This window comes from Acinetobacter sp. 1294243, assembly GCF_000588015.1.
In the GTDB taxonomy this organism is placed as follows: domain Bacteria; phylum Pseudomonadota; class Gammaproteobacteria; order Pseudomonadales; family Moraxellaceae; genus Acinetobacter; species Acinetobacter pittii.
Genome location: NZ_JFXG01000007.1, coordinates 190907 through 210559 on the forward strand (window position 1 = coordinate 190907; position 19653 = coordinate 210559).

Here is a 19653-nt window from a genome sequence, read left to right on the forward strand (position 1 = left end):
ATTCTAGAGTTCGTTTTCTTATAAGAAGCAATTAGAAAGTTTCTTTAACTGTGATAAATGACCTTCTAAAATAAGAATATCATGTGTTTGCAAAGTGAAATTTTCTTCAGTCTCAAACAAAATTTGCTGCTGTCTTTTCACGAGCAATGTTTTGACCTGAGGAGCTTGCTGCATAATGCCATATAAATTGATGCCATTAAGCTTATCTGGGATTTCAATCTTGATAATGTAATGATCATCTTCTAAAGACATATAGCGGCTTACCATAGGGTAATTCAGGGCTTGAGCAACTCTTACCCCCATATCTTCTTCAGGATGAATAATCTTATTGATATTAAGGTGTGACAAAATGGTGTGATGAGCTTTGGTTTTTGCTTTTACCCAAATTTTATCAATGCCTAGATTTTTTAAGTTCAATACACACAAAATACTGGCTTCAATATCTTCACCAATTGCAACTACAACAGCGTCACAATTTTGGATATTCAATTCGTCAAGCACATGTTCGTCAGTAGCATCGGCAATGACGGCATGAGTTAAAACGTCGGCAAGATTTTCGACATTCTTTTTTACTGTATCGATGCCAATAACATCATGATTCAATTTTGTGAGTTCTTGAGCAACTGTTGCTCCAAAACTACCTAAGCCAATGACTGCAAACTGTGCCATGTTGTTCCTTTTTTCCGAGTTAGATCATTATTTTTAAGGATATTTTCTTTAAGATAAAGAGAAGCAATGTAAAGATGCTAGAAATATAAAAAGAATTGTATAAAAAAAGCCGACAACTATGTCGGCTTCCTCATCAGAACTAAAGATTATTTCAAGAAACGTTTATAGCCAACATTATCAGTAATTTCTGCATACGGATAATTAATCTGCTCGAGTGTCTCAATCAATCCATCAGGGTTTTGTTTAGCATCGGTTGCTTGTAAGCCAACTAAAACACGACCTTCTGCTGCACCATGGTTACGGTAATGGAAGAGGGTAATGTTGTGAGTTGGACCTAAACGAGTTAAGAATGTTAAGAGGGCGCCTGGACGTTCAGGGAACTCAACACGGAACAATCTTTCATCATCTAGATTTGCATGACCACCAATTAAATAACGAATATGTAATTTGGCAACTTCATCGTCAGAAAGGTCATCTACAATATAATCTTGCTGTTTTAATTGTTCCAAAATTTCATGGCGCTCTGCATCTCCACCTTTTAAACTAATACCGACGAATACTTGTGCTTCCTCTGTATTGTTTGCTCGGTAGTTAAACTCAGTAATATTGCGGCCTTGTAAAGCACGGCAGAAGCCTAAGAATGCGCCTTTTTCTTCAGATAAGGTAACTGCATAAATCGCTTCGCGTTGCTCACCTAACTCGGTACGCTCAGCAATATAACGGAGGCGGTCAAAATTCATATTGGCGCCGCACACAATCGACACCATATTTTTATTACTGATTTTATGTTCGTGAATATATTTTTTGATACCCGCTAATGCCATTGCTCCAGAAGGTTCAACAATGCTGCGGTTTTCATCAAATGTGTCTTTAATTGCTGCACAGATTTCATCTGTATTCACAGTCACAATATCAGGATCAACAATCGGGCCTGAGTTATCAGATTTGCGCAAACGAATAATATCAAATGGTAAAGCACCAATTTGGGCAACAGCTGTACCATCTGCAAATAAGCCCACGTGTGGCAAAATTACACGTTCATTTGCTTCTAAAGCTGCCTTTAAACAAGCAGACTCTTCATATTCAACGCCAATAACTTTTACATGCGGTGCAACTTCTCCAAGGTAAGCTGCTACGCCTGAAATAAGGCCACCGCCACCTACGGCAACAAACACGTACTCTACATCACGCCATTGACGTAAAATTTCATTGGCAATTGTGCCTTGACCTGCAATGACAAGTTCATCGTCATAAGGTGGAATAAATACAAGACCTTCAACTTCTGCACGTTGTTGAGCATATTTATTTGCGATATCAAAGCTATCGCCATGTAATACCACTTGACCACCTAAGCGTTTAACAGCCTGAACTTTAATGTCAGGTGTTGTGCTTGGCATAACAATAATAGCGGGAATTCCTAATCTTTGTCCTGATAAAGCTACGCCTTGAGCATGGTTACCAGCAGAGGCGCAAATTACTCCGCGTTCAAGTTGTTCTTTTGGTAATTGACTAATACGGTTATAGGCACCGCGTAATTTAAAAGAAAAAACGGGTTGTAAATCTTCACGCTTAAAACGAATTGTATTGTTTAATTTTTGACTAATTCGTGGAGCTGCTTCGAGAGGTGTTTCAATTGCAACATCATAAACCGTTGCTTGTAAAATTTGTCGTACCACACGAGACAGCATGTTCATCTTCCCTATAACAGTTTAAAATAGGAAATTATTGTAGCAAACCCTTGTGCATTTGCGCCGTTTATTGGCGCATAAATGTCAAAAAATAGTTGAGTGATGTAATGAGCCTATATGCAACCCAAGATGAAAAGAAACAAGCTGCTGCGAAAGCTGCTTTAAAACACTTACCCAAAGGTGGCATTTTGGGTGTTGGGACTGGAAGTACCGTAAACTTTCTAATTGATTTATTACCTGAATTACAATTAGAAGCGGCTGTGGCAAGTTCTCAAGCAACTGCTGATCGCCTTAAAAAACTTGGTATTGAAGTGGTTGATATGAACCATGTAGGTAGCCTAGATGCTTATGTTGATGGTGCAGATGAGATCGACCGTCATATGCATATGATTAAAGGTGGCGGTGCTGCATTAACACGTGAGAAAATTGTTGCATCAATCGCTAAGAAATTTGTATGTATTGTTGATGATTCAAAATGGGTTGATCAACTTGGACGTGATTTTCCACTTCCAGTAGAAGTTATTCCAATGGCGCGTTCGGCTGTAGCTCGTAAATTGGTAAGTTTAGGTGGTGACCCAGTTTATCGTGAGGGTGTAGTTACAGATAACGGTAATGTTATTTTGGATGTTTTCAATCTTAATATTTTAAATGCTATTGAGCTGGAAAAAACAATTAACAATATTCCTGGTGTGGTAACTAACGGTATCTTCGCCTTAAATCCTGCAACGATTGCAATTGTTGCAACGAATAATGGTATTGAAGAGCGTACAGCACAGTAATGTCTGCAAAAATGCCAGAGATTAAAATCGTTCGACACGTAAGAGCAAGAAAATTGCGCTTACGTGTTGAGCCTGCTTCAATCCGTCTTACGGTTCCTTTATTTTGTAGTAAAAAACAAATTCAGCATTTTTTAGCACAATCTGAACAATGGTTAACCGAGACATGGAATAAGCAACAAAACGTCCAATCGGCATCTATTGAAATTCCTTCGGAAATTTATTTCTTTAATAAAGAACAGCCATTTCAAGTCGTTGTTCAAAAGCAGCATCGTGTTTTTCAATTCGACTTGGAAAACAATTCTTTATTTATTAAAGACACACAGCCATATTTGGCATTGCAAAACGCAGTTATTGCTTATGCGAAACAAGAATTACCAGAGCTTTTGAAAGAATTAAGTGAGCATACTCATTTGGCTTATAGGGAATGCACAATTCGCCGCCCTAAAACTCGGTGGGGAAGTTGTAGTAGCCAGCATAATATTATGCTACATGCAGGGCTGGTGCTTATGTCACATGAAATTGCTCGCTATGTGGCTATTCATGAGTTGGCGCATACTAAACATTTTGACCATAGTCCTGCATTTTGGGCAGAAGTTGAAAAATACGATCCATATTTTCAAAAACACCGCAGACAACTTAAATCAAATCCATTGCCTGCATGGTGGTATGTCTCAAACTAACTAAAACTACATTCTAGTTGTGGTGTTTGTAAGCTATCGGGTGCTTTCCGGCTATCTAAACCTGCTTTAGCACTAATAATCTTATTTGCTTTAATAGATAATTGGATAAAGTTGTATTGTTGCGTCGAGTTATTTGGTTCGGCTGAACTTGAATTGAGTAAATAACTTGAGCTGGCAGCATCTGTTTGCAATAAATTATCGGTACTATCAGCACTTAAAGCAGCACGATAAATTTGTGAACCTTTACTTAAGTCGATTTGACCGTTCGCGCGAAAATTAAGCTGACATCCAGTTGAGGTGTCTTCATAGTGACCCACTAAATAGTCTGTAGCTGGTAGGTTTGGATCTGATAGGTTGATGCTGGTTAAGCCTTGTTTGCATGGGTAGGTTGATCCATTACACGTCGCTGTGGTGGTAAACCCAACAGCTCTACGGTAATCTCCAGCACCGTCAATGCGAATGAATGTTGTTGAATTTACAGTAGGAACAATTCCTGTATATTGTTTTTTTTGTAGAAGTTCATAACCCGTCTGATCTAAAGACTGTTGTGAATTAGCCTGAGCCAATTGCAAAGTAGATGCTTTTAGGTTGGTTCCAAAGTAATCGCGAGTTACTTTTTGATTAGCTGCAATATCTAACAGCGTATTTTTTAGTGGATCAATATTATCTGGAGCAGGTGTGAAAATAGGAGTGAAGGATGTTTGATCCCCATGAAGTTTTTTCCCATCCAAAAAGCCATCTTTTAAATCAGTTACTAAACTTTTAACAAGTTCTTGGTAGGTGTTTGCTCCGCCATGAATCGTTGACCAATATTGTAAGTAACCAAAGCTAAGATAACTATCTACATATGTACTAGGTTTAGTAGTTGAGTATCGCAACAAAGTTAAATTCAGAAGGGAATTAGCTGGACTTAAACTTGGAATGTCGCCATCTTTAAACGCATTCATTAACGATTTGTAGACATCTTGAGAAGCTAAATCCACATGTAATTGCTCAATACGGGTTGGGTCAACCGTTTCTTGAGGGAGTTGTCCTGAACGTATGACAGCTCGTTGATAAACTGCTTCACTGCTTGGGCTAATGAATTGGATTCTGCCACTTACACTGTTTGGTGTAATAAATGCATGATAAATACCTGACAAGGTTTGGTATTGTGGAGTAATGGGGTCAAACACTTGAGATGAGCTTTGAGTTGTAATTTCTACGCGATATAAACGATTCAATTTTGCAGTAGGAATTTTGACATTAAAGCTATTTAAACTCGCAATTGAAGTATCCACTAAAATAGCATTGTTGGTATTGTCATATACTTTAAGCTGGATATTACGCATTTCTACAGGGGTTTTTAAAGTAACATCAGTTGTTGCTTCAGGTGTAGGGTCAACTGGCGTTGGTGTAGTGGGTGAACTGCCTCCACTACTACCTCCACCTCCGCAACCAGTAAGGGCTACACTTAAAATGAATGTGCTTAAGCCAAGGTACGTGCGTAATTTTGTTTCTTTTGATTGATGAAGCATCCTAGCTCTCCAAAAATTAATCTGGTATTTATTTGCTGATATTTATGTGGTTATGACAGTCCAGTAAGTGCTATCTGATTGTCGCTAAAATTAAAAAAATTAAAATTACCAAGCATGAAATGGTTTTGTAAGCTTGGACATCCTGTCATACTACTGCCCAAGTATAGATTCAAAAATTGAGGTAATGCACGTGATTTCTGTCGGAATTGTTGGTGGAACGGGTTATACAGGCGTTGAACTATTACGTATTCTATTACGACATCCTAAAGCGCAGGTTCGAGTTCTTACTTCACGTACAGAAGCGGGCAAACCAGTTGCAGATATGTTCCCTAATTTACGTGGACATACAGATCTTCAATTTTCAGATTTAAACATTGATGCATTAAAAGAGTGTGATGTTGTATTTTTTGCAACGCCACATGGTGTTGCCATGCAACATGCCAAAGATTTAATTGCAGCTGGAACTAAAGTTATTGATTTAGCAGCAGACTTTCGCTTACAAGATCTTGAACAATTTGAAAAATGGTATGGTATGGAGCATGTTTGCCCAGATGTACTAAAAGATTCTGTATATGGTCTAACTGAGTTAAACCGCGAAAAAATTAAACAAGCTCAAGTTATTGGTAACCCTGGTTGCTATCCGACGACTGTTCAATTAGGTTTAGCGCCACTATTAAAATCAGCACAAGCCCTGATTGAAACCAAAAATATTATTATTGATGCGAAGTCTGGTGTTTCGGGTGCTGGCCGTAAAGCAAGCTTGGGCATGATTTATAGTGAAAACGCTGATAACTTTAAAGCATATGGTGTTGCAGGTCATCGTCACCATCCAGAAATTGTAGAAGCCTTAGAAAATATTGCAGGACAAAAGGGTGGGTTTGATGGACTCTTATTTGTTCCGCATCTAGTACCTATGATTCGCGGTATGCTGAGTACAATTTATGTAGATTTGACAGAAGCTGGTAAGCAGACAGACTTACAAGCTTTGTATGAAAACTTCTATGCTAATGAAAAATTCGTAGATGTTATGCCTGCAAATAGTTCACCTGAAACACGTAGTGTACGCGGTGCGAATGAACTTCGTATTGCATTATATAAACCACAACCAAATAAACTGATTATTTTGGCGGCTCAAGATAACCTTGTAAAAGGTGCATCTGGTCAGGCTGTACAAAATATGAACCTTATGTTTGGCTTTAATGAAGAAGAAGGCTTACAAGGGATTGGTTTATTACCATAAAAAACTCTTTTTTGCTTCACACACATTTAAATTTCGATTTAAATGTGTGTCTTGACTCTGATCTTGAACACTGAGATGACGATGCAAAACTCTGGACAGACGACTTCAGCAGAAAGTTCGTTGCAAAAGAAAAAATTTTTAAACACCAATAAGCCTTTGTTTATTGGTGCTGCTATTTTAATGAGTGGTTGTTTTGCGCTCGGCTATACAATTGGGCACCGTCAAGGTTTAACTGTTGTTGGTTACGATGCAGATGCGGAGCAATTGGTTGAAGTGGTGCAAAAGCAAAAAACAGCTTTAGATGCTGTTAACAAAAGCCTTAATGCAGCGGTGCAAGAGCGTGATGTGGCTGTGACCAATGCAAATGATCTGTTTGAGGCACTTAATCAAGCGAATGCCGATAAGACTCAGCAAGAAGGTATGAGTAATATCTATCGTGAGATTTTGAGACAGCGCGGTGGTTTGAGCTTAACAATCCAAAATCTGGCCATTAAGCCGTTGCCTGAAAATGCTTATGAATATCAACTAGATTTAGTTCAAGTAAGTCCAAGTAAGCGTCGTGCTTTAGGATCGGTTGAAATCAGATTGATCAAAGATACTGAAGTTTTAGTCGTACCGCTTGAAGCGAAGAACTTCAACTTTACTGACTTTGAACGTTTAACAGGTCGCTGGACAATGCCTAAAGGTTTCACGCCTCAATTTATTGAAGTGCGTTTAACTGGTGGTTCTGATACACCGATTATTAAACGTTTTAGTTGGCAGCGTGGTAAACCTGTCGAAACATCTTCTGCTTTCGTGGCAGAAATTCCTCAAGCTGAAGCAAATTCACAATAGTAACATCCTATGCGAACAAATAAGCGTCAAACAAACTTAAAAGATATCAAGGCTTCTTTTCAGCAGTCTGGCTATGTCGATTGGCACTTCCACCCACGCTTAAGTGATTCGCAAAACGAAGATCATGATGGAGAGGTTGTTGTACAAACAGCTCCTCCTGAACTCAAGCGTCCCCCATTATATGCAGTCGTATTAATGAATGACGATTACACTCCAATGGACTTTGTAATTGAAATTTTACAACAATACTTTGCAATGAATCTTGACCAAGCAACTCAAGTAATGCTAACAGTACACTATGAAGGTAAAGGTATTGCCGGAGTCTATCCAAGAGACATCGCGGAAACTAAGGCAAACCTTGTTAATAATTACGCTCGATCGCAAGGTCATCCATTACTTTGCCAGATTGAGCCTAAAGCATAAGGGGGTTACATGCTCAGTCGTCAATTAGAAGTATCATTACGTTTGGCTGTTAGCATGGCTCGTCAAAAGAGACATGAGTTTCTTACAGTTGAACATTTATTATTAGCACTACTCGACAACGATTCAGCCGTGAATGCATTAAAAGCATGCGGGGCTGATATAGTTTCTTTGCGTAAAGAATTAGAAGAATATGTAGAACAACATACTCCTAAGCTTGGCGAAAATAGCGAGCAAGCGCCTCATCCAACAGAAAGTTTCGACCGCATTTTGCAACGTGCTATTTTTCACGTGCAATCAAGTGGCGGCGATCGTACTGTTGAGGGTGCAGATGTTTTGGTCGCAATGTATTCAGAGCGTGATTCTTTTGCTGTGTATTTACTTAAACGTCATCAAATCAATCGCTTGACATTGACTCAATACTTGTCTCATGGGACACGTAAAGACGAAGTACAAGTTGAAGAAGAAGTTGAAGATATTGAAGGTGAAACTAGCGCAAGCAATGCAGGGCCACTTGAGCTTTATACGCTGAATCTAAATGTTGAAGCGCAAAAAGGCAAAACGGACCCACTGATTGGTCGTGAAAAAGAAATTGAGCGTACAGCACAAATTCTGTGCCGCCGTCGCAAAAACAATCCATTGCTTGTAGGTGATCCAGGAGTAGGTAAAACCTCGATTGCCGAGGGTTTGGCATGGTTAATTGTGAATGGTAAAGCACCTAAACCTTTAAGTCAGGCTGAAATTTATAGTCTGGACATTGGTGCATTAGTTGCTGGAACTAAATATCGTGGTGACTTTGAAAAACGTTTAAAACAGTTGCTTAATGCATTGAAGAAAAATACAAATGCAATTTTATTCATTGATGAGATTCATATGATCATTGGTGCAGGCTCAAGTATGGGCAGCACAATGGATGCTTCAAATCTTATTAAGCCAGCTTTAGCTAATGGTACTTTACGTTGTATTGGTTCAACGACTTTCCAAGAATATCGTCAGGTTTTTGAAAAAGACCATGCGTTATCACGTCGTTTCCAAAAAATTGATGTTAATGAGCCAAGTATTTCGGAAACGATTGATATTTTACGTGGATTGAAAACTAAGTTTGAAGATTTTCACCACGTACAATATGACGATAAGGCTTTGGTATCAGCTGTAGAGCTTTCTGCTAAGTTCATTAATGATCGTTTCTTGCCAGATAAGGCAATTGATGTCATTGATGAAGCAGGTGCTCAACGCCGTTTGAAAGCTGAAAGTGATGATAGCTTGATTACTGTAGAGAATATCGAAGATATCGTTTCTAAGATTGCTCGTATTCCACCAAAAACTGTGTCTAAAGATGATAAGTCAGTGCTTGAAAATCTTGAGCGTGATTTGAAACGTGTGGTGTTTGGTCAAGATGAAGCAATTACTGCATTAGGCTCAGCGATCAAGTTATCTCGTGCTGGATTGAAGTCACCAGATAAACCAGTGGGTAGTTTTGTTTTTGCTGGTCCAACAGGTGTAGGTAAAACTGAGGTTACTAAGCAACTCGCTAAATTATTGGGTGTAGAGCTTGTACGTTTCGATATGTCTGAATATATGGAACGTCATGCAGTTTCACGCTTAATTGGTGCACCGCCAGGGTATGTGGGTTATGACCAAGGTGGTTTGCTTACTGATGCGATTCACAAAAATCCGCATTGTGTCTTGTTGCTTGATGAAATTGAAAAAGCACATCCAGATGTGTTTAATCTATTGCTACAAATCATGGATCATGGCGCTTTAACGGATAATAATGGACGTAAGTCAGACTTTAGAAATGTGATTATTGTTCTGACTACGAATATTGGAGCAGAAAGTATTTCTCGCGCGAGCATTGGTTTCACGGAACAAGATCATAGTTCTGATAACCAAGAGGCGATGAAACGTGCTTTCTCACCAGAATTCCGTAACCGTCTAGATGGCGTTATTCAATTCAAAGCATTACCAACTACTGTGATTGAGTCTGTAGTCGACAAATTCTTAACAGAATTGCAAGCACAATTAGATGAAAAACAAGTTGTTCTTGATGTTGATCAAAGTGCACGAGATTGGTTGGCAACAAACGGTTATGATCGTTTGATGGGTGCCCGTCCAATGCAACGTCTCATTCAAGAACACTTGAAGAAACCACTCGCTGAAATGATTCTGTTTGGTGAGCTTGCAGATCATGGTGGTAATGTGGCTGTATCAGTGAAAAAAGAAGATGGCAAAGCTGTCGGCTTGAAACTTGAAGTGTTTGAAGATCATCATACGGCAGAACCTGCGTAAATTATGTTAATTGATAGTCTTGCTATAACCCGAATACTCAGTGTGTTCGGGTTATTTATTATCACAGCAATTGCTGAAATTCTGGGTTGTTATTTTCCTTATCTGATTTTAAAAGAAGGTAAGTCAGCTTGGTTGTGGATACCTACAGCCTTAAGTCTAGCTATCTTTGTATGGTTGTTGACCCTACATCCGGCAGCTTCTGGGCGCATTTATGCTGCCTATGGCGGTATCTATATTTTTACTGCGCTTATGTGGCTACGCTTTGTTGATCAGGTGGGATTAACAAGATGGGATATATTAGGTGGTTTAATTGTGCTTTGTGGAGCTGGTTTAATTATTTTGCAACCTCAAGGGTTGATTCGTTAATGCATCATTGAATCAAATCTTAAGCGAGAAAATAAGAAGTTTTTTTCAAAAAAAAGACTTGTCAAACTCATCAACAATGCGTATTTTAGATTTAAGGAACATTTTTTAATATTTGAGATAAAGATGTTAAATCAATCTGTGAACACTAACGCTTACTATTACTTTTGGCAATTTAGATAGTTGCCTGAGCGTATTCGGGCATGAGAAAGTTGCCCATCACAGTTAATACCTGATCGGCAACCCCGATCAGGTTTTTTTATGCTTTATCTTTTTAGAATCGAGGAACTTAAAATGAACAACATGACTTATTCGTACTTTAGCAACTTTTATTGGTTTTACTTTTGCTTACCTTTACCAACGAATAGATCCAAAACGCTCAAATAAATGATCGGACTGAGTAGATTGCAGTCCCAAGGAAAAAACCAATGAATGCCCTAAATACTTTATTGACTCAAACCAATACAAAAGAAACACCAGTTAGTTTACCTATCCAGTTAAAAGCGAAATACCCGCTTGCACACTCTTTCGCACGTCAAATTGCCGAACACCGCCAAATTATTCAAAATATTCTTAACGGCAACGATCATCGTCTAATGGTAATTACAGGGCCTTGTTCAATTCATGATCCAGTTGCAGTACTTGAATACGCTGAAAAACTGCAAAAATTACAAGAAAAAGTTAAAGATCAGATTTTTATCGTGATGCGTACATACATTGAAAAACCACGTACCACTGTTGGTTGGAAGGGGTTCATGTATGATCCAAATTTAGATGGCTCATCAAATTTACAACTTGGTTTAGAAAAGTCTCGTGAACTCTACCTACAGATTATTGAAAAGGGTTTGCCAATTGCGAGTGAAATTTTAAGTCCAATGGCAACTGGCTATTTTGATGATTTATTGGCTTGGGGCGCAATTGGAGCTCGCACAAGCGAATCTCAGATTCACCGTGAAATCTCAAGTCATATGCCATACAGTATTGGTTTCAAGAATGGTACTGATGGTTCTATTCAGATTGCACTAGATGCGATTCAATCCGCGCAAAATGAACATCAATTTTTAGGAATGAATCAACAAGGCTTGCCTTCAGTGATTCAGAGTGCCGGAAATCCATTACCTCACTTGATCTTGCGTGGTGCGAATCATGGGCCAAATTACGATTTGGCTTCAATTCAGGCGATACGCGAAAAATACAAACAGAATTTACCTGCACTGGTGATTGATTGTAGTCATGGTAACAGCGGTAAGGATCCATTGCGTCAGCCAGAAGTTTTACAGCAAATCGTTGCTGAACGTTTAAAAACACAAGTTCGAGGTGTCATGATTGAAAGTCATTTGGTTGATGGTAACCAAAAGATTTCTTGTGATATGACTTATGGCCAGTCAGTAACTGATGGTTGTTTAGGGTGGGAAAAAACAGAGCAGCTTTTATTAAATGTCTCGAAGCAATTAAAGACAAAAGAATTAGCTCATTCCGCTTAATTATTTTTAGATTTTAAAAAGGGATCTATAAATAGATCCCTTTATTTTTTAAGAAGCACATTTTAGTTCTGATAAGAATGTGGTGATTTCATGCCCAAACTTTTTGGGTTCGGTTAATAAAGGTGTATGGCCTGAACGTTCAAAATATATTGCTTTTGCATGCTCAACGCTATGTGCAATCAGTGTCTGACCAGTTTCTGGATAAAGTGTCGAATTGCGACCAATAAAGAAAGTGGTAGGACATGCTAACTGCTGAATTGCTTCTCGATAATCTTCATTGTGATAAAGATAGTTTTCAACATACCAAAACAAGTAATCTAAACGTTGAATAGGTAATAAATATTTTTGTAGAAAAGGCTGTTTTAAAGCTGTTTTAAAAACTAGTGGACTAAATGGATTGCTACTTTGTAACTCAATAAAATCTACCCATAGACGGACTAGTTCTTGTCGATCTGGAAGTGATAGCTCATAAAGATATTTGGCGTTTTTATGCTTTAGCAATAATTGATAAATATCATTTAATAATTGTTTGAACTGGGTGTGAAGAGGGCCGAATAAACCATATTCCCAAGTTGAATCTACTGATATTTTTGGTGTCTGATCAATATGTAAATAGGCTTTTAACTGCTGTGCCAGTTGCGCATGTTTCATGCCATGCATGGCAGTTGTTGCGCCCATTGAGTAACCCATCAAGATAAAGTTATCGAGTTTTAATTGATCTATTAAATGAGCAACATCTTGCCAATGACTAGAAATGGCATCTTGCTCGGGAATTGCACAATTCTTTGATCCACCGAAACCACGCCAGTCTGGAATAATAAACTCATATTCTTTGCGGTTTGCATAAATAAACGGTAGCCACTGCCAACTTTGCATGCCAAGGCCAGATAAAACCAAAACAGGCTCACCACGACCAACACGGCGTACAAATAAATTTTCCCGATCGGGCATGGTGTAATACGGCATGGCTATTCTCCAGATGGGTTATCTTGGGCAAAGCGTTTTAATTGAGGGATGACTTGTTCCAACCATTTGATCCATTCACTTTCCATCGTAATTCCAAGCTCTAAGATCATTTTGTGGATGTATAACACACGGTCATTTAGATCATCACTGTCTTTAAAATCTTTATCATAAATACTTTGATAAAGTTTGAGCTTCTCTTGATGTAAACCAAGATGCCTTAACAGTTCAGGTAATATCTGATTATTGCTCAATTGTGCTTCTGCACGCAATCTAACCATTAAATCATCACGAAGCTGCGCAGGTTCACTTTGTTGCGTCATCCATGAAGCCAGTTCTATACGACCCAGTTGTTCGACCTGATAGGTTTTTTTTCGGCCATTATCCATTTCATTTTCTAAAGTGGAAACCCAGCCTTTTTTAAGCATGTTATTGAGTTCACGATAAATTTGCTGGTGAGTGGCATTCCAGAAAAAGCCCATTGAGCGGTCAAAGCGGCGGGCGAGTTCAAACCCTGTACTTGGACGTTCAAGCAAGCTGGTCAATAAAACATGAGGAAGTGACATGGCAATCCAGTTTGTAAGCAAAAGTAAAGTGTGACTCATAAGATTATGCAACATGTTGCATAAAAGTCAAAATTTGATTATAAATTTATGCAACAAGTTGCATTAGCAAGCTTATTGCTAGCCATAGGAGAAAATATGTCAGCTTATCCACATTTATTAAAGCCACTTGATTTAGGCTTTACTACTTTAAAAAACCGTGTGCTTATGGGGTCGATGCACATTGGATTAGAAGAAGCACCGCAAGGATATGAGCGCATGGCTGCGTTTTATGCTGAGCGTGCAAAAGGTGATGTGGGTTTAATTGTAACTGGCGGTGTTTCTCCAAATGATGATGGTGTTGTATTTAGCCACGGGACCAAACTAGATACAGTTGAAGAAGCTGAAAAACATAAAGTGATTACCCAAGCTGTCCATGAAGCTGGGGGTAAAATTGCTATGCAGATTTTACATACGGGTCGTTATTCTTATCAGGCAAATAACGTTGCGCCTTCAGCAATTCAAGCCCCTATTAACCCGATTAAGCCTAAAGCTTTAAGTTCTGCCGAAGTACAACAAACCATTGATGACTTTGCTAACTGCGCCAAACTTGCTCAGTATGCGGGCTATGATGGCGTAGAAATCATGGGCTCTGAAGGTTATTTAATTAATGAATTTATTGCAGCTCGAACGAATCATCGTGATGATGAATGGGGTGGTAGTTACGAAAATCGTATCCGCTTTCCAATTGAAATTGTAAAGCGCACACGTGCTTTAGTTGGTGAAAATTTTATCATTATTTATCGTTTATCTATGCTTGATTTAGTTGAAGGCGGTTCAAGTTTTGATGAAGTGATTCAGCTTGCAAAAGAAATTGAAAAAGCAGGCGCAACAATTATCAATACAGGTATTGGCTGGCATGAGGCACGTATTCCTACAATTGCAACCAAAGTTCCTCGTGCTGCATTTACTTGGGTGACTGAAAAACTTAAAGGTGAAGTCTCTATCCCTTTAATTACTTCTAACCGAATTAATACGCCTGAAATGGCTGAACATGTATTGGCATCTGGTCATGCTGATATGGTGTCTATGGCACGACCAATGTTAGCGGATGCTGAATTTGTCTTGAAAGCAAGTCAAGGCCGTAGTGATGAAATTAATACGTGTATTGGGTGCAACCAAGCTTGTTTAGATCATATTTTCTCAATGAAAATTGCAACTTGTTTAGTAAACCCGCGTGCATGTTATGAAACTGAACTGATCTTTAAAGAAGCTCAGGTGAAAAAGAGTATCGCTGTTATTGGCGCAGGTCCGGCAGGTTTAAGTTTTGCAGTATATGCAGCTGATCGCGGACATCAAGTTAAAATTTTTGAAGCAAGTCATCAAATTGGTGGTCAGTTTAATATTGCAAAAACAGTTCCTGGAAAAGAAGAGTTCTACGAAACTTTACGCTACTTTAGTCGTCAAATTGAATTGCGACCAAATATTGAACTTGTGTTAAACCATCAAGCAACTTACGAAGAATTAAGCCAAGCAAATTTTGATGAAATTGTGGTTGCAACAGGTGTAACACCTCGTCAATTACAGTTTGAGGGAATTGATCATCCTAAAGTGCTGAGCTATTTACAAGTTCTAAAAGAGCGTGTGCCAGTAGGCCAACGTGTTGCCATTATTGGTGCAGGTGGTATTGGTTTCGACACAGCTGAATATCTTACTCACGAAGGTGAAAGTGGCAGTTTAAATCCAGAAAAGTTCTATGAAGAGTGGGGAATCGATACTCAATATGAGCATGTGGGTGGTTTAAAACAGCCAAGAGTTGAGGCATCTGAACGAGAAATTTATTTACTACAGCGTAAAACTGCTGCTGTAGGTGCTGGTTTAGGTAAAACAACAGGCTGGATTCATCGTACAGGACTAAAAAATCGTCAGGTCAAAATGTTTGCTGGTGTGCAATACGACAAGGTAGACGATCAAGGCTTACATATAACTATAGATGGAAAACCAAGTGTACTTGAGGTTGACCATGTGGTGATTTGCGCAGGCCAAGAGTCATTTACTGCAATGTATGATCAATTAAAAACAGATGGAAAAAAAGTTCATTTAATTGGTGGTGCTAAAGAGGCGGGGGAACTAGATGCAAAACGTGCAATACGCCAAGGGGCTGAATTAGCAGCGACACTATAAATTTTTATGGGCATTTTTTTAAAGAGAAATGCCCATTACTTCTTTGGTTAAATTATAGGATATAAAAAACAATGACACTCGAAACAACAAAACAGTCTTTAGAAAAATGGCATGAAATGGTTCAGGCTGGTAACTTATCCGATCTAAATGACTTGCTGGCGGATGAAGTGGTTTTTCGTTCACCAGTTGCTTACAAACCTTATGAAGGAAAGCAGGTCGTTTTCTTTATTCTTACCAATGTGATTCAGGTGTTCGAAGACTTTAGCTATCATCGTGAGTTTTATACAGAAGACGGTGAAAATGTAGTGCTTGAGTTCAGTGCTAATGTCAGTGGTAAATCATTAAAAGGTATTGATATGATTCGTTTTAATGAACAAGGCAAAATTATTGATTTTGAAGTAATGATACGTCCAATGAGTGGCTTAGCTGCATTGGCTGAACAAATGGGTATAAGAATTGCTAAGTTTCAACCTCAATAATTTTAGTAAATAGCCTAAGTAAGATAGAGATCAATAAAATGTGGTTAAAGCTTTCAACTCTAGCATTGCTTCCAGTACTGTTTGTACAGGGAACAAAGGTTCGTAAGAATACGCCACGTTTGCTAGAAGCCAGTGGTGAGAGACAAGGCATCGTTGGCAAGGGAAGACCTCTATCATTACTTATTTTAGGAGACTCTGCCGCAGCAGGTGTTGGGGTAGAAACCCAAAAAGATGCTTTATCTGGTGTAATTATTTCTGAGTTGCAAGATCAATATTCGATACGCTGGAAACTGCATGCAAAAACAGGTGATACAACTAAGCAGGTTTTTCAAGCAGTACAGCATTTAGAGCAACAAAATTACGATGTGGTGGTTACGTCGATTGGTGTTAATGATGTCACGAAACTAACCTCAGCAAGTTCATGGATAAAACAACAAAAACAATTATTTCAATCTATACAGGCACGTTTTCAGCCTAAGCTCATTATTGTTTCTGGTATTCCACCAATGCAGCATTTTCCAGCGTTACCAAATCCATTGGCTTGGTTGTTTGGAAAATATGCGGAACAAATGAATCAAGTACTAGATAAATGGTTAGAATCACAAAACCAATTTAAGTTCATTCAATATGATATTGAGCATTTTCAAGCGATGAATCTGCCTATGGCAAGTGATGGCTTTCATCCGAGTAAAGAAATTTATGCAATTTGGGGACAACAGGTTGCAGCATTAGTGCGGCAATCATTTAACTCATAATCAGAGGTAGTGATTGGAAATGGGCATATCTACTTTAAATAAAATTAAAGCTTTCGGTTCAGAATTGTTCGATTCGGTATTAGGTGCCGAGCAACCAAAAATCTATTATGACCCAAATGGGAAAATAAAAGATATTCTGGAGAAATTGCCCCAGCTCAAGCAAAAATATCGGCCCACACCGTGGTTAAGCAACAATCACGTGCATCTTTTATATTTTGATATTATCAGAAAAAAAACCATTAAGCTTGAATACGATCGTATTGATCAGCTCACCATGAAAGATGGTGGCGTAACTGCGATCGCGTGGTATGGCTATGATCTTCCTCCAGATACTCCAACAGTTGTCATTATGCATACCATTACAGGAACACCTGAAAGTATGCGTGAACTTGTGAAAGACATACATCATTATACGGGATGGAGAATAGCACTATGCTTACGCCGTGGGCATGCTGGATTACCTATGCCTGTGCCACAGATTTCTCTTTTTGGGTCAACAAGCGATCTTAAAGAGCAACTTGAGCATATTCAAAATTTGTTTCCTAAATCGGATTTATACGCAGTAGGTTCTTCTGCTGGGACAGGTCTACTGGTTCGCTACTTAGGAGAGCAAGGTACTGACACGCCATTTAAAGCTGCCTTTGCAATGTGTCCGGGCTACAACACAGAGATTGGCTTTAAAAATGTTCATCCGTTTTATAGCAAAATGATGACCAAAAAGTTATTCAAATATTTTATTCATCCGTATCAAAATACATGGAACCAACTTTCTTCTATTGAAAAAGTTCTGGCGACCACAAGTCTGGAAGAGTTTGAAAAAGAATATTTTGAAATGGCTGGCTTTGAGGATTATCAAAGTTATTGCCAAGCCATTAATCCAATTTATGTATTTGAGAATGTAAAAATACCATTAATGATTCTTAATGCTGAGGATGATCCAGTCTGTTCTATTAAAAATTTGGAACCTTACAAAGAAACGATTCAGCAAATGAGTAATATTGCGGTAATCACCACAAAAAAAGGAAGTCATTGTGGCTTCTACGAAGGTTGGAAAAGTACCTCATGGGCTGCCAAATTAATATCAAATTATTTTATGGTTGAGCATAAACAATAACGGTAACTTTGCGATAAGTTAAATAAAGCCCATTCAATAGATGGGCTTTATAATTTTATTAGATCAAGATAAAAGCAATTTGGGATCTTTTAGTCCAATTTTGATTTTTGTGCTAGCCACGAGGTCTTTTTCATCTGTTTGGTTGGGATGAAAGTCAAAGCGATAATAATCAAAAAATTGGGGGATCAATGTTCTATATTGTTTATTTGCAAAACTAAAGAACTTACGCCAAGATTTGAAATTTAAAAGTTGATGATCCCGTTTCATAAGAACAAATTGATAGATTGTTGAAAAGCCTGTAATTAAAAATAGACTTAAAGTAAAGACTGTAATGCGAGGAAGATATGCACTTAAGCCGCTTCCATATAAATGTTGATAGAGATCAAAGGCCACAGCTTTATGTTCAGTTTCTTCAATACTATGCCATAGCCATAAATTGCGAATAGTCGAGTCTGTCATCAATTCATTAACGGATTGCATCATACTAACCACAAGTACTGCTGTGTAATGTTCTAGACCTACTGTTACAAGCAAATTCCATTTTTTACTAAAAACTTTTTCAATAGCTTTTAAAACGATGCCAGTTACTTTTTCTAAAGATTGAGGATCTAAACCATATTGCTGTGCACTTACATGAAAAGCATGATGTTCTTTTGAGTGCATTGCTTCTTGGCCAATAAACGCACTGATTTCCCGATCTAAAATTTCATTTGACTTTGCTTTGGCGCGTAAAGCTCGAACAGAGCGAACGAAATATGATTCACCTTCAGGGAACAATGTAGATAAACCAGTAAAATAATGTGTAAAAGTGGGCTCGTTATTACACCAGTAGCGAGGTACGTTTTCAAAATTGTAGTCCATACGACGGACTGGAAATGAGGCGGGGACACGATTTGATACTGTATTCATTCTAGGCTCCAATCTTCTTTTAATTTAAGTTCCAAAAAGGAACTTGATAGAAAACTACATTGCCATATATCTATCGTCAATGCTTTTTTAAGCAGAAAAAGTAGATTGTCCCTAATTGATAACTAAGAAAACTTTAAAGATAAATAGAAAGAAAAGTAAAACTTATTATTGTGTTGATAACTTAAATAATATTTAAAAAGCCCAAACTGATGGTTCAATTTGGGCATATTCGCATACGAACTTAATTCTTAAGCGCTGGAGTAGCAGCCGCAATTGCAGCAGCAACAGCATCATCTTCACTTTGAGCTGGTTCAGCTGGTTTAGATGGTTTTGGCTCTGCTTTTGGTTCAGGCTTAGGTTCAGGTTTTGGCTTTGGTTCTGCTTTAGGTTGCTCAGAAACATTTGTTTGTGAATTTTGCTCAGCTTGGGCAGGGCGAGTTTCACGGCGAATTTCAGTTGTTGTATTTGCTGTTTCTTCGTGATGCACCTCAACTTGCGTTGGTTCCTGAGTTTGAGCTTCTTCAGTTTGAACACTTTCTAGAGACTCAAATTTTGCAGGTTCAGCAGGTGTAGGTTCTGAAACAGCAGTTTCAACCTTTTCTTGCTCTTCTTCTTTAGGTGTTTCTTTTTTGACACATGCGGTTAACAATAGTCCAGCAGCAATTGCAGCACAGATTAAAAGTTTTTTATTTGCCATTGTCCTAAACAACATTTAATTGAGGAGCTGGCATTATAACAGCAAAA

General features: G+C 38.4%; 19 protein-coding genes. 12 read left to right on the forward strand and 7 right to left on the reverse strand.

The window, feature by feature from the left end; translation table 11 throughout:
* Nucleotides 1–18 precede the first annotated feature (18 nt).
* A complete protein-coding gene (locus tag J655_RS14840) occupies nt 19–669 on the reverse strand; it encodes a potassium channel family protein (RefSeq protein WP_005069007.1) in 651 nt (216 codons plus the stop codon).
* 146 nt (nt 670–815) lie between these two features.
* Nucleotides 816–2363, reverse strand: a complete 1548-nt coding sequence (gene ilvA, locus J655_RS14845; protein WP_014206951.1) for a threonine ammonia-lyase, biosynthetic — start codon at nt 2361–2363, stop codon at nt 816–818.
* Between the two features lie 101 nt (nt 2364–2464).
* Here ilvA and rpiA point away from each other — a divergent pair, with 101 nt between their 5' ends.
* Nucleotides 2465–3136 carry a ribose-5-phosphate isomerase RpiA gene (gene rpiA / locus J655_RS14850; RefSeq protein ID WP_002046900.1) on the forward strand — a complete coding sequence of 224 codons (672 nt, stop codon included), beginning with the start codon at nt 2465–2467 and terminating at the stop codon, nt 3134–3136.
* Nucleotides 3136–3816, forward strand: coding sequence for a SprT family zinc-dependent metalloprotease (locus J655_RS14855; protein ID WP_032006443.1), 681 nt, complete (start codon nt 3136–3138; stop codon nt 3814–3816). Before rpiA ends, J655_RS14855 begins: the two co-directional genes overlap by 1 nt.
* On the opposite strand, the gene J655_RS14860 is transcribed toward J655_RS14855, so the two are convergent.
* Complete coding sequence (locus tag J655_RS14860; protein ID WP_032006442.1) at nt 3813–5333, reverse strand: hypothetical protein; 1521 nt, start codon at nt 5331–5333, stop codon at nt 3813–3815. The genes J655_RS14855 and J655_RS14860 overlap by 4 nt on opposite strands.
* A 184-nt stretch (nt 5334–5517) precedes the next feature.
* Between J655_RS14860 and argC the strand changes: the two genes are divergently transcribed.
* The 6 genes from argC to J655_RS14890 all read left to right on the forward strand — a co-directional run bounded on the left by argC (nt 5518) and on the right by J655_RS14890 (nt 11963).
* Complete coding sequence (gene argC / locus J655_RS14865) at nt 5518–6573, forward strand: N-acetyl-gamma-glutamyl-phosphate reductase (protein ID WP_080973481.1); 1056 nt, start codon at nt 5518–5520, stop codon at nt 6571–6573.
* A gap of 75 nt (nt 6574–6648) precedes the next feature.
* Nucleotides 6649–7407 (forward strand): DUF6776 family protein, encoded by a 759-nt coding sequence (locus J655_RS14870; RefSeq protein ID WP_014206946.1) that lies wholly within the window; start codon nt 6649–6651, stop codon nt 7405–7407.
* A 9-nt stretch (nt 7408–7416) separates the two neighbouring features.
* Nucleotides 7417–7830 carry an ATP-dependent Clp protease adapter ClpS gene (gene clpS / locus J655_RS14875; RefSeq protein ID WP_002121129.1) on the forward strand — a complete coding sequence of 138 codons (414 nt, stop codon included), beginning with the start codon at nt 7417–7419 and terminating at the stop codon, nt 7828–7830.
* Between the two features lie 9 nt (nt 7831–7839).
* The gene (gene clpA / locus J655_RS14880; protein WP_032006440.1) at nt 7840–10116 is read left to right on the forward strand and encodes an ATP-dependent Clp protease ATP-binding subunit ClpA; all 2277 of its coding nucleotides are present in this window, start codon (nt 7840–7842) and stop codon (nt 10114–10116) included.
* Between the two features lie 3 nt (nt 10117–10119).
* Entirely contained in the window at nt 10120–10482 is a 363-nt protein-coding gene (locus J655_RS14885; protein WP_032006439.1) for a YnfA family protein, read from the forward strand.
* Nucleotides 10483–10907: 425 nt separating this feature from the next.
* A complete protein-coding gene (locus tag J655_RS14890) occupies nt 10908–11963 on the forward strand; it encodes a 3-deoxy-7-phosphoheptulonate synthase (protein WP_005069028.1) in 1056 nt (351 codons plus the stop codon).
* 48 nt (nt 11964–12011) lie between these two features.
* Here the strand turns inward: J655_RS14890 and J655_RS14895 are convergent, their stop codons facing one another.
* On the reverse strand, nt 12012–12929 hold the full coding sequence (locus J655_RS14895; RefSeq protein WP_032006438.1) for an alpha/beta fold hydrolase: 918 nt from the start codon (nt 12927–12929) through the stop codon (nt 12012–12014).
* Nucleotides 12930–12931: 2 nt separating this feature from the next.
* A complete protein-coding gene (locus J655_RS14900) occupies nt 12932–13492 on the reverse strand; it encodes a PadR family transcriptional regulator (RefSeq protein ID WP_005069032.1) in 561 nt (186 codons plus the stop codon).
* A 135-nt stretch (nt 13493–13627) separates the two neighbouring features.
* On the opposite strand from J655_RS14900, the gene J655_RS14905 reads away from it, so the two are divergent.
* From J655_RS14905 to J655_RS14920, 4 genes are all read left to right on the forward strand, one after another.
* On the forward strand, nt 13628–15652 hold the full coding sequence (locus J655_RS14905; RefSeq protein WP_032042410.1) for an NADPH-dependent 2,4-dienoyl-CoA reductase: 2025 nt from the start codon (nt 13628–13630) through the stop codon (nt 15650–15652).
* Nucleotides 15653–15723: 71 nt separating this feature from the next.
* Complete coding sequence (locus J655_RS14910; RefSeq protein WP_032006434.1) at nt 15724–16131, forward strand: nuclear transport factor 2 family protein; 408 nt, start codon at nt 15724–15726, stop codon at nt 16129–16131.
* Nucleotides 16132–16169: 38 nt separating this feature from the next.
* Nucleotides 16170–16886 carry an SGNH/GDSL hydrolase family protein gene (locus J655_RS14915; RefSeq protein WP_032006433.1) on the forward strand — a complete coding sequence of 239 codons (717 nt, stop codon included), beginning with the start codon at nt 16170–16172 and terminating at the stop codon, nt 16884–16886.
* 19 nt (nt 16887–16905) lie between these two features.
* Entirely contained in the window at nt 16906–18000 is a 1095-nt protein-coding gene (locus J655_RS14920) for a YheT family hydrolase (protein ID WP_032006432.1), read from the forward strand.
* Between the two features lie 63 nt (nt 18001–18063).
* Here the strand turns inward: J655_RS14920 and J655_RS14925 are convergent, their stop codons facing one another.
* Both J655_RS14925 and J655_RS14930 read right to left on the reverse strand, forming a co-directional pair.
* Nucleotides 18064–18909 carry a metal-dependent hydrolase gene (locus J655_RS14925; protein ID WP_002121049.1) on the reverse strand — a complete coding sequence of 282 codons (846 nt, stop codon included), beginning with the start codon at nt 18907–18909 and terminating at the stop codon, nt 18064–18066.
* 241 nt (nt 18910–19150) lie between these two features.
* Entirely contained in the window at nt 19151–19606 is a 456-nt protein-coding gene (locus J655_RS14930; protein ID WP_002121076.1) for a hypothetical protein, read from the reverse strand.
* Between the last annotated feature and the right edge of the window lie 47 nt (nt 19607–19653).

What these genes read in the sequence shown, in the direction of transcription:
- argC (WP_080973481.1), top strand. Translation starts at nt 5,518, where the DNA reads ATGCACGTGATTTCTGTCGGAATTGTTGGTGGAACGGGTTATACAGGC.
- J655_RS14855 (WP_032006443.1), top strand. Translation starts at nt 3,136, where the DNA reads ATGTCTGCAAAAATGCCAGAGATTAAAATCGTTCGACACGTAAGAGCA.
- J655_RS14900 (WP_005069032.1), bottom strand. Translation starts at nt 13,492, where the DNA reads ATGTCACTTCCTCATGTTTTATTGACCAGCTTGCTTGAACGTCCAAGT.
- J655_RS14840 (WP_005069007.1), bottom strand. Translation starts at nt 669, where the DNA reads ATGGCACAGTTTGCAGTCATTGGCTTAGGTAGTTTTGGAGCAACAGTT.
- J655_RS14870 (WP_014206946.1), top strand. Translation starts at nt 6,649, where the DNA reads ATGACGATGCAAAACTCTGGACAGACGACTTCAGCAGAAAGTTCGTTG.
- rpiA (WP_002046900.1), top strand. Translation starts at nt 2,465, where the DNA reads ATGAGCCTATATGCAACCCAAGATGAAAAGAAACAAGCTGCTGCGAAA.
- clpS (WP_002121129.1), top strand. Translation starts at nt 7,417, where the DNA reads ATGCGAACAAATAAGCGTCAAACAAACTTAAAAGATATCAAGGCTTCT.
- J655_RS14885 (WP_032006439.1), top strand. Translation starts at nt 10,120, where the DNA reads ATGTTAATTGATAGTCTTGCTATAACCCGAATACTCAGTGTGTTCGGG.
- J655_RS14920 (WP_032006432.1), top strand. Translation starts at nt 16,906, where the DNA reads ATGGGCATATCTACTTTAAATAAAATTAAAGCTTTCGGTTCAGAATTG.
- clpA (WP_032006440.1), top strand. Translation starts at nt 7,840, where the DNA reads ATGCTCAGTCGTCAATTAGAAGTATCATTACGTTTGGCTGTTAGCATG.
- J655_RS14895 (WP_032006438.1), bottom strand. Translation starts at nt 12,929, where the DNA reads ATGCCGTATTACACCATGCCCGATCGGGAAAATTTATTTGTACGCCGT.
- J655_RS14910 (WP_032006434.1), top strand. Translation starts at nt 15,724, where the DNA reads ATGACACTCGAAACAACAAAACAGTCTTTAGAAAAATGGCATGAAATG.
- J655_RS14925 (WP_002121049.1), bottom strand. Translation starts at nt 18,909, where the DNA reads ATGAATACAGTATCAAATCGTGTCCCCGCCTCATTTCCAGTCCGTCGT.
- J655_RS14860 (WP_032006442.1), bottom strand. Translation starts at nt 5,333, where the DNA reads ATGCTTCATCAATCAAAAGAAACAAAATTACGCACGTACCTTGGCTTA.
- J655_RS14930 (WP_002121076.1), bottom strand. Translation starts at nt 19,606, where the DNA reads ATGGCAAATAAAAAACTTTTAATCTGTGCTGCAATTGCTGCTGGACTA.
- J655_RS14890 (WP_005069028.1), top strand. Translation starts at nt 10,908, where the DNA reads ATGAATGCCCTAAATACTTTATTGACTCAAACCAATACAAAAGAAACA.
- J655_RS14915 (WP_032006433.1), top strand. Translation starts at nt 16,170, where the DNA reads ATGTGGTTAAAGCTTTCAACTCTAGCATTGCTTCCAGTACTGTTTGTA.
- J655_RS14905 (WP_032042410.1), top strand. Translation starts at nt 13,628, where the DNA reads ATGTCAGCTTATCCACATTTATTAAAGCCACTTGATTTAGGCTTTACT.
- ilvA (WP_014206951.1), bottom strand. Translation starts at nt 2,363, where the DNA reads ATGAACATGCTGTCTCGTGTGGTACGACAAATTTTACAAGCAACGGTT.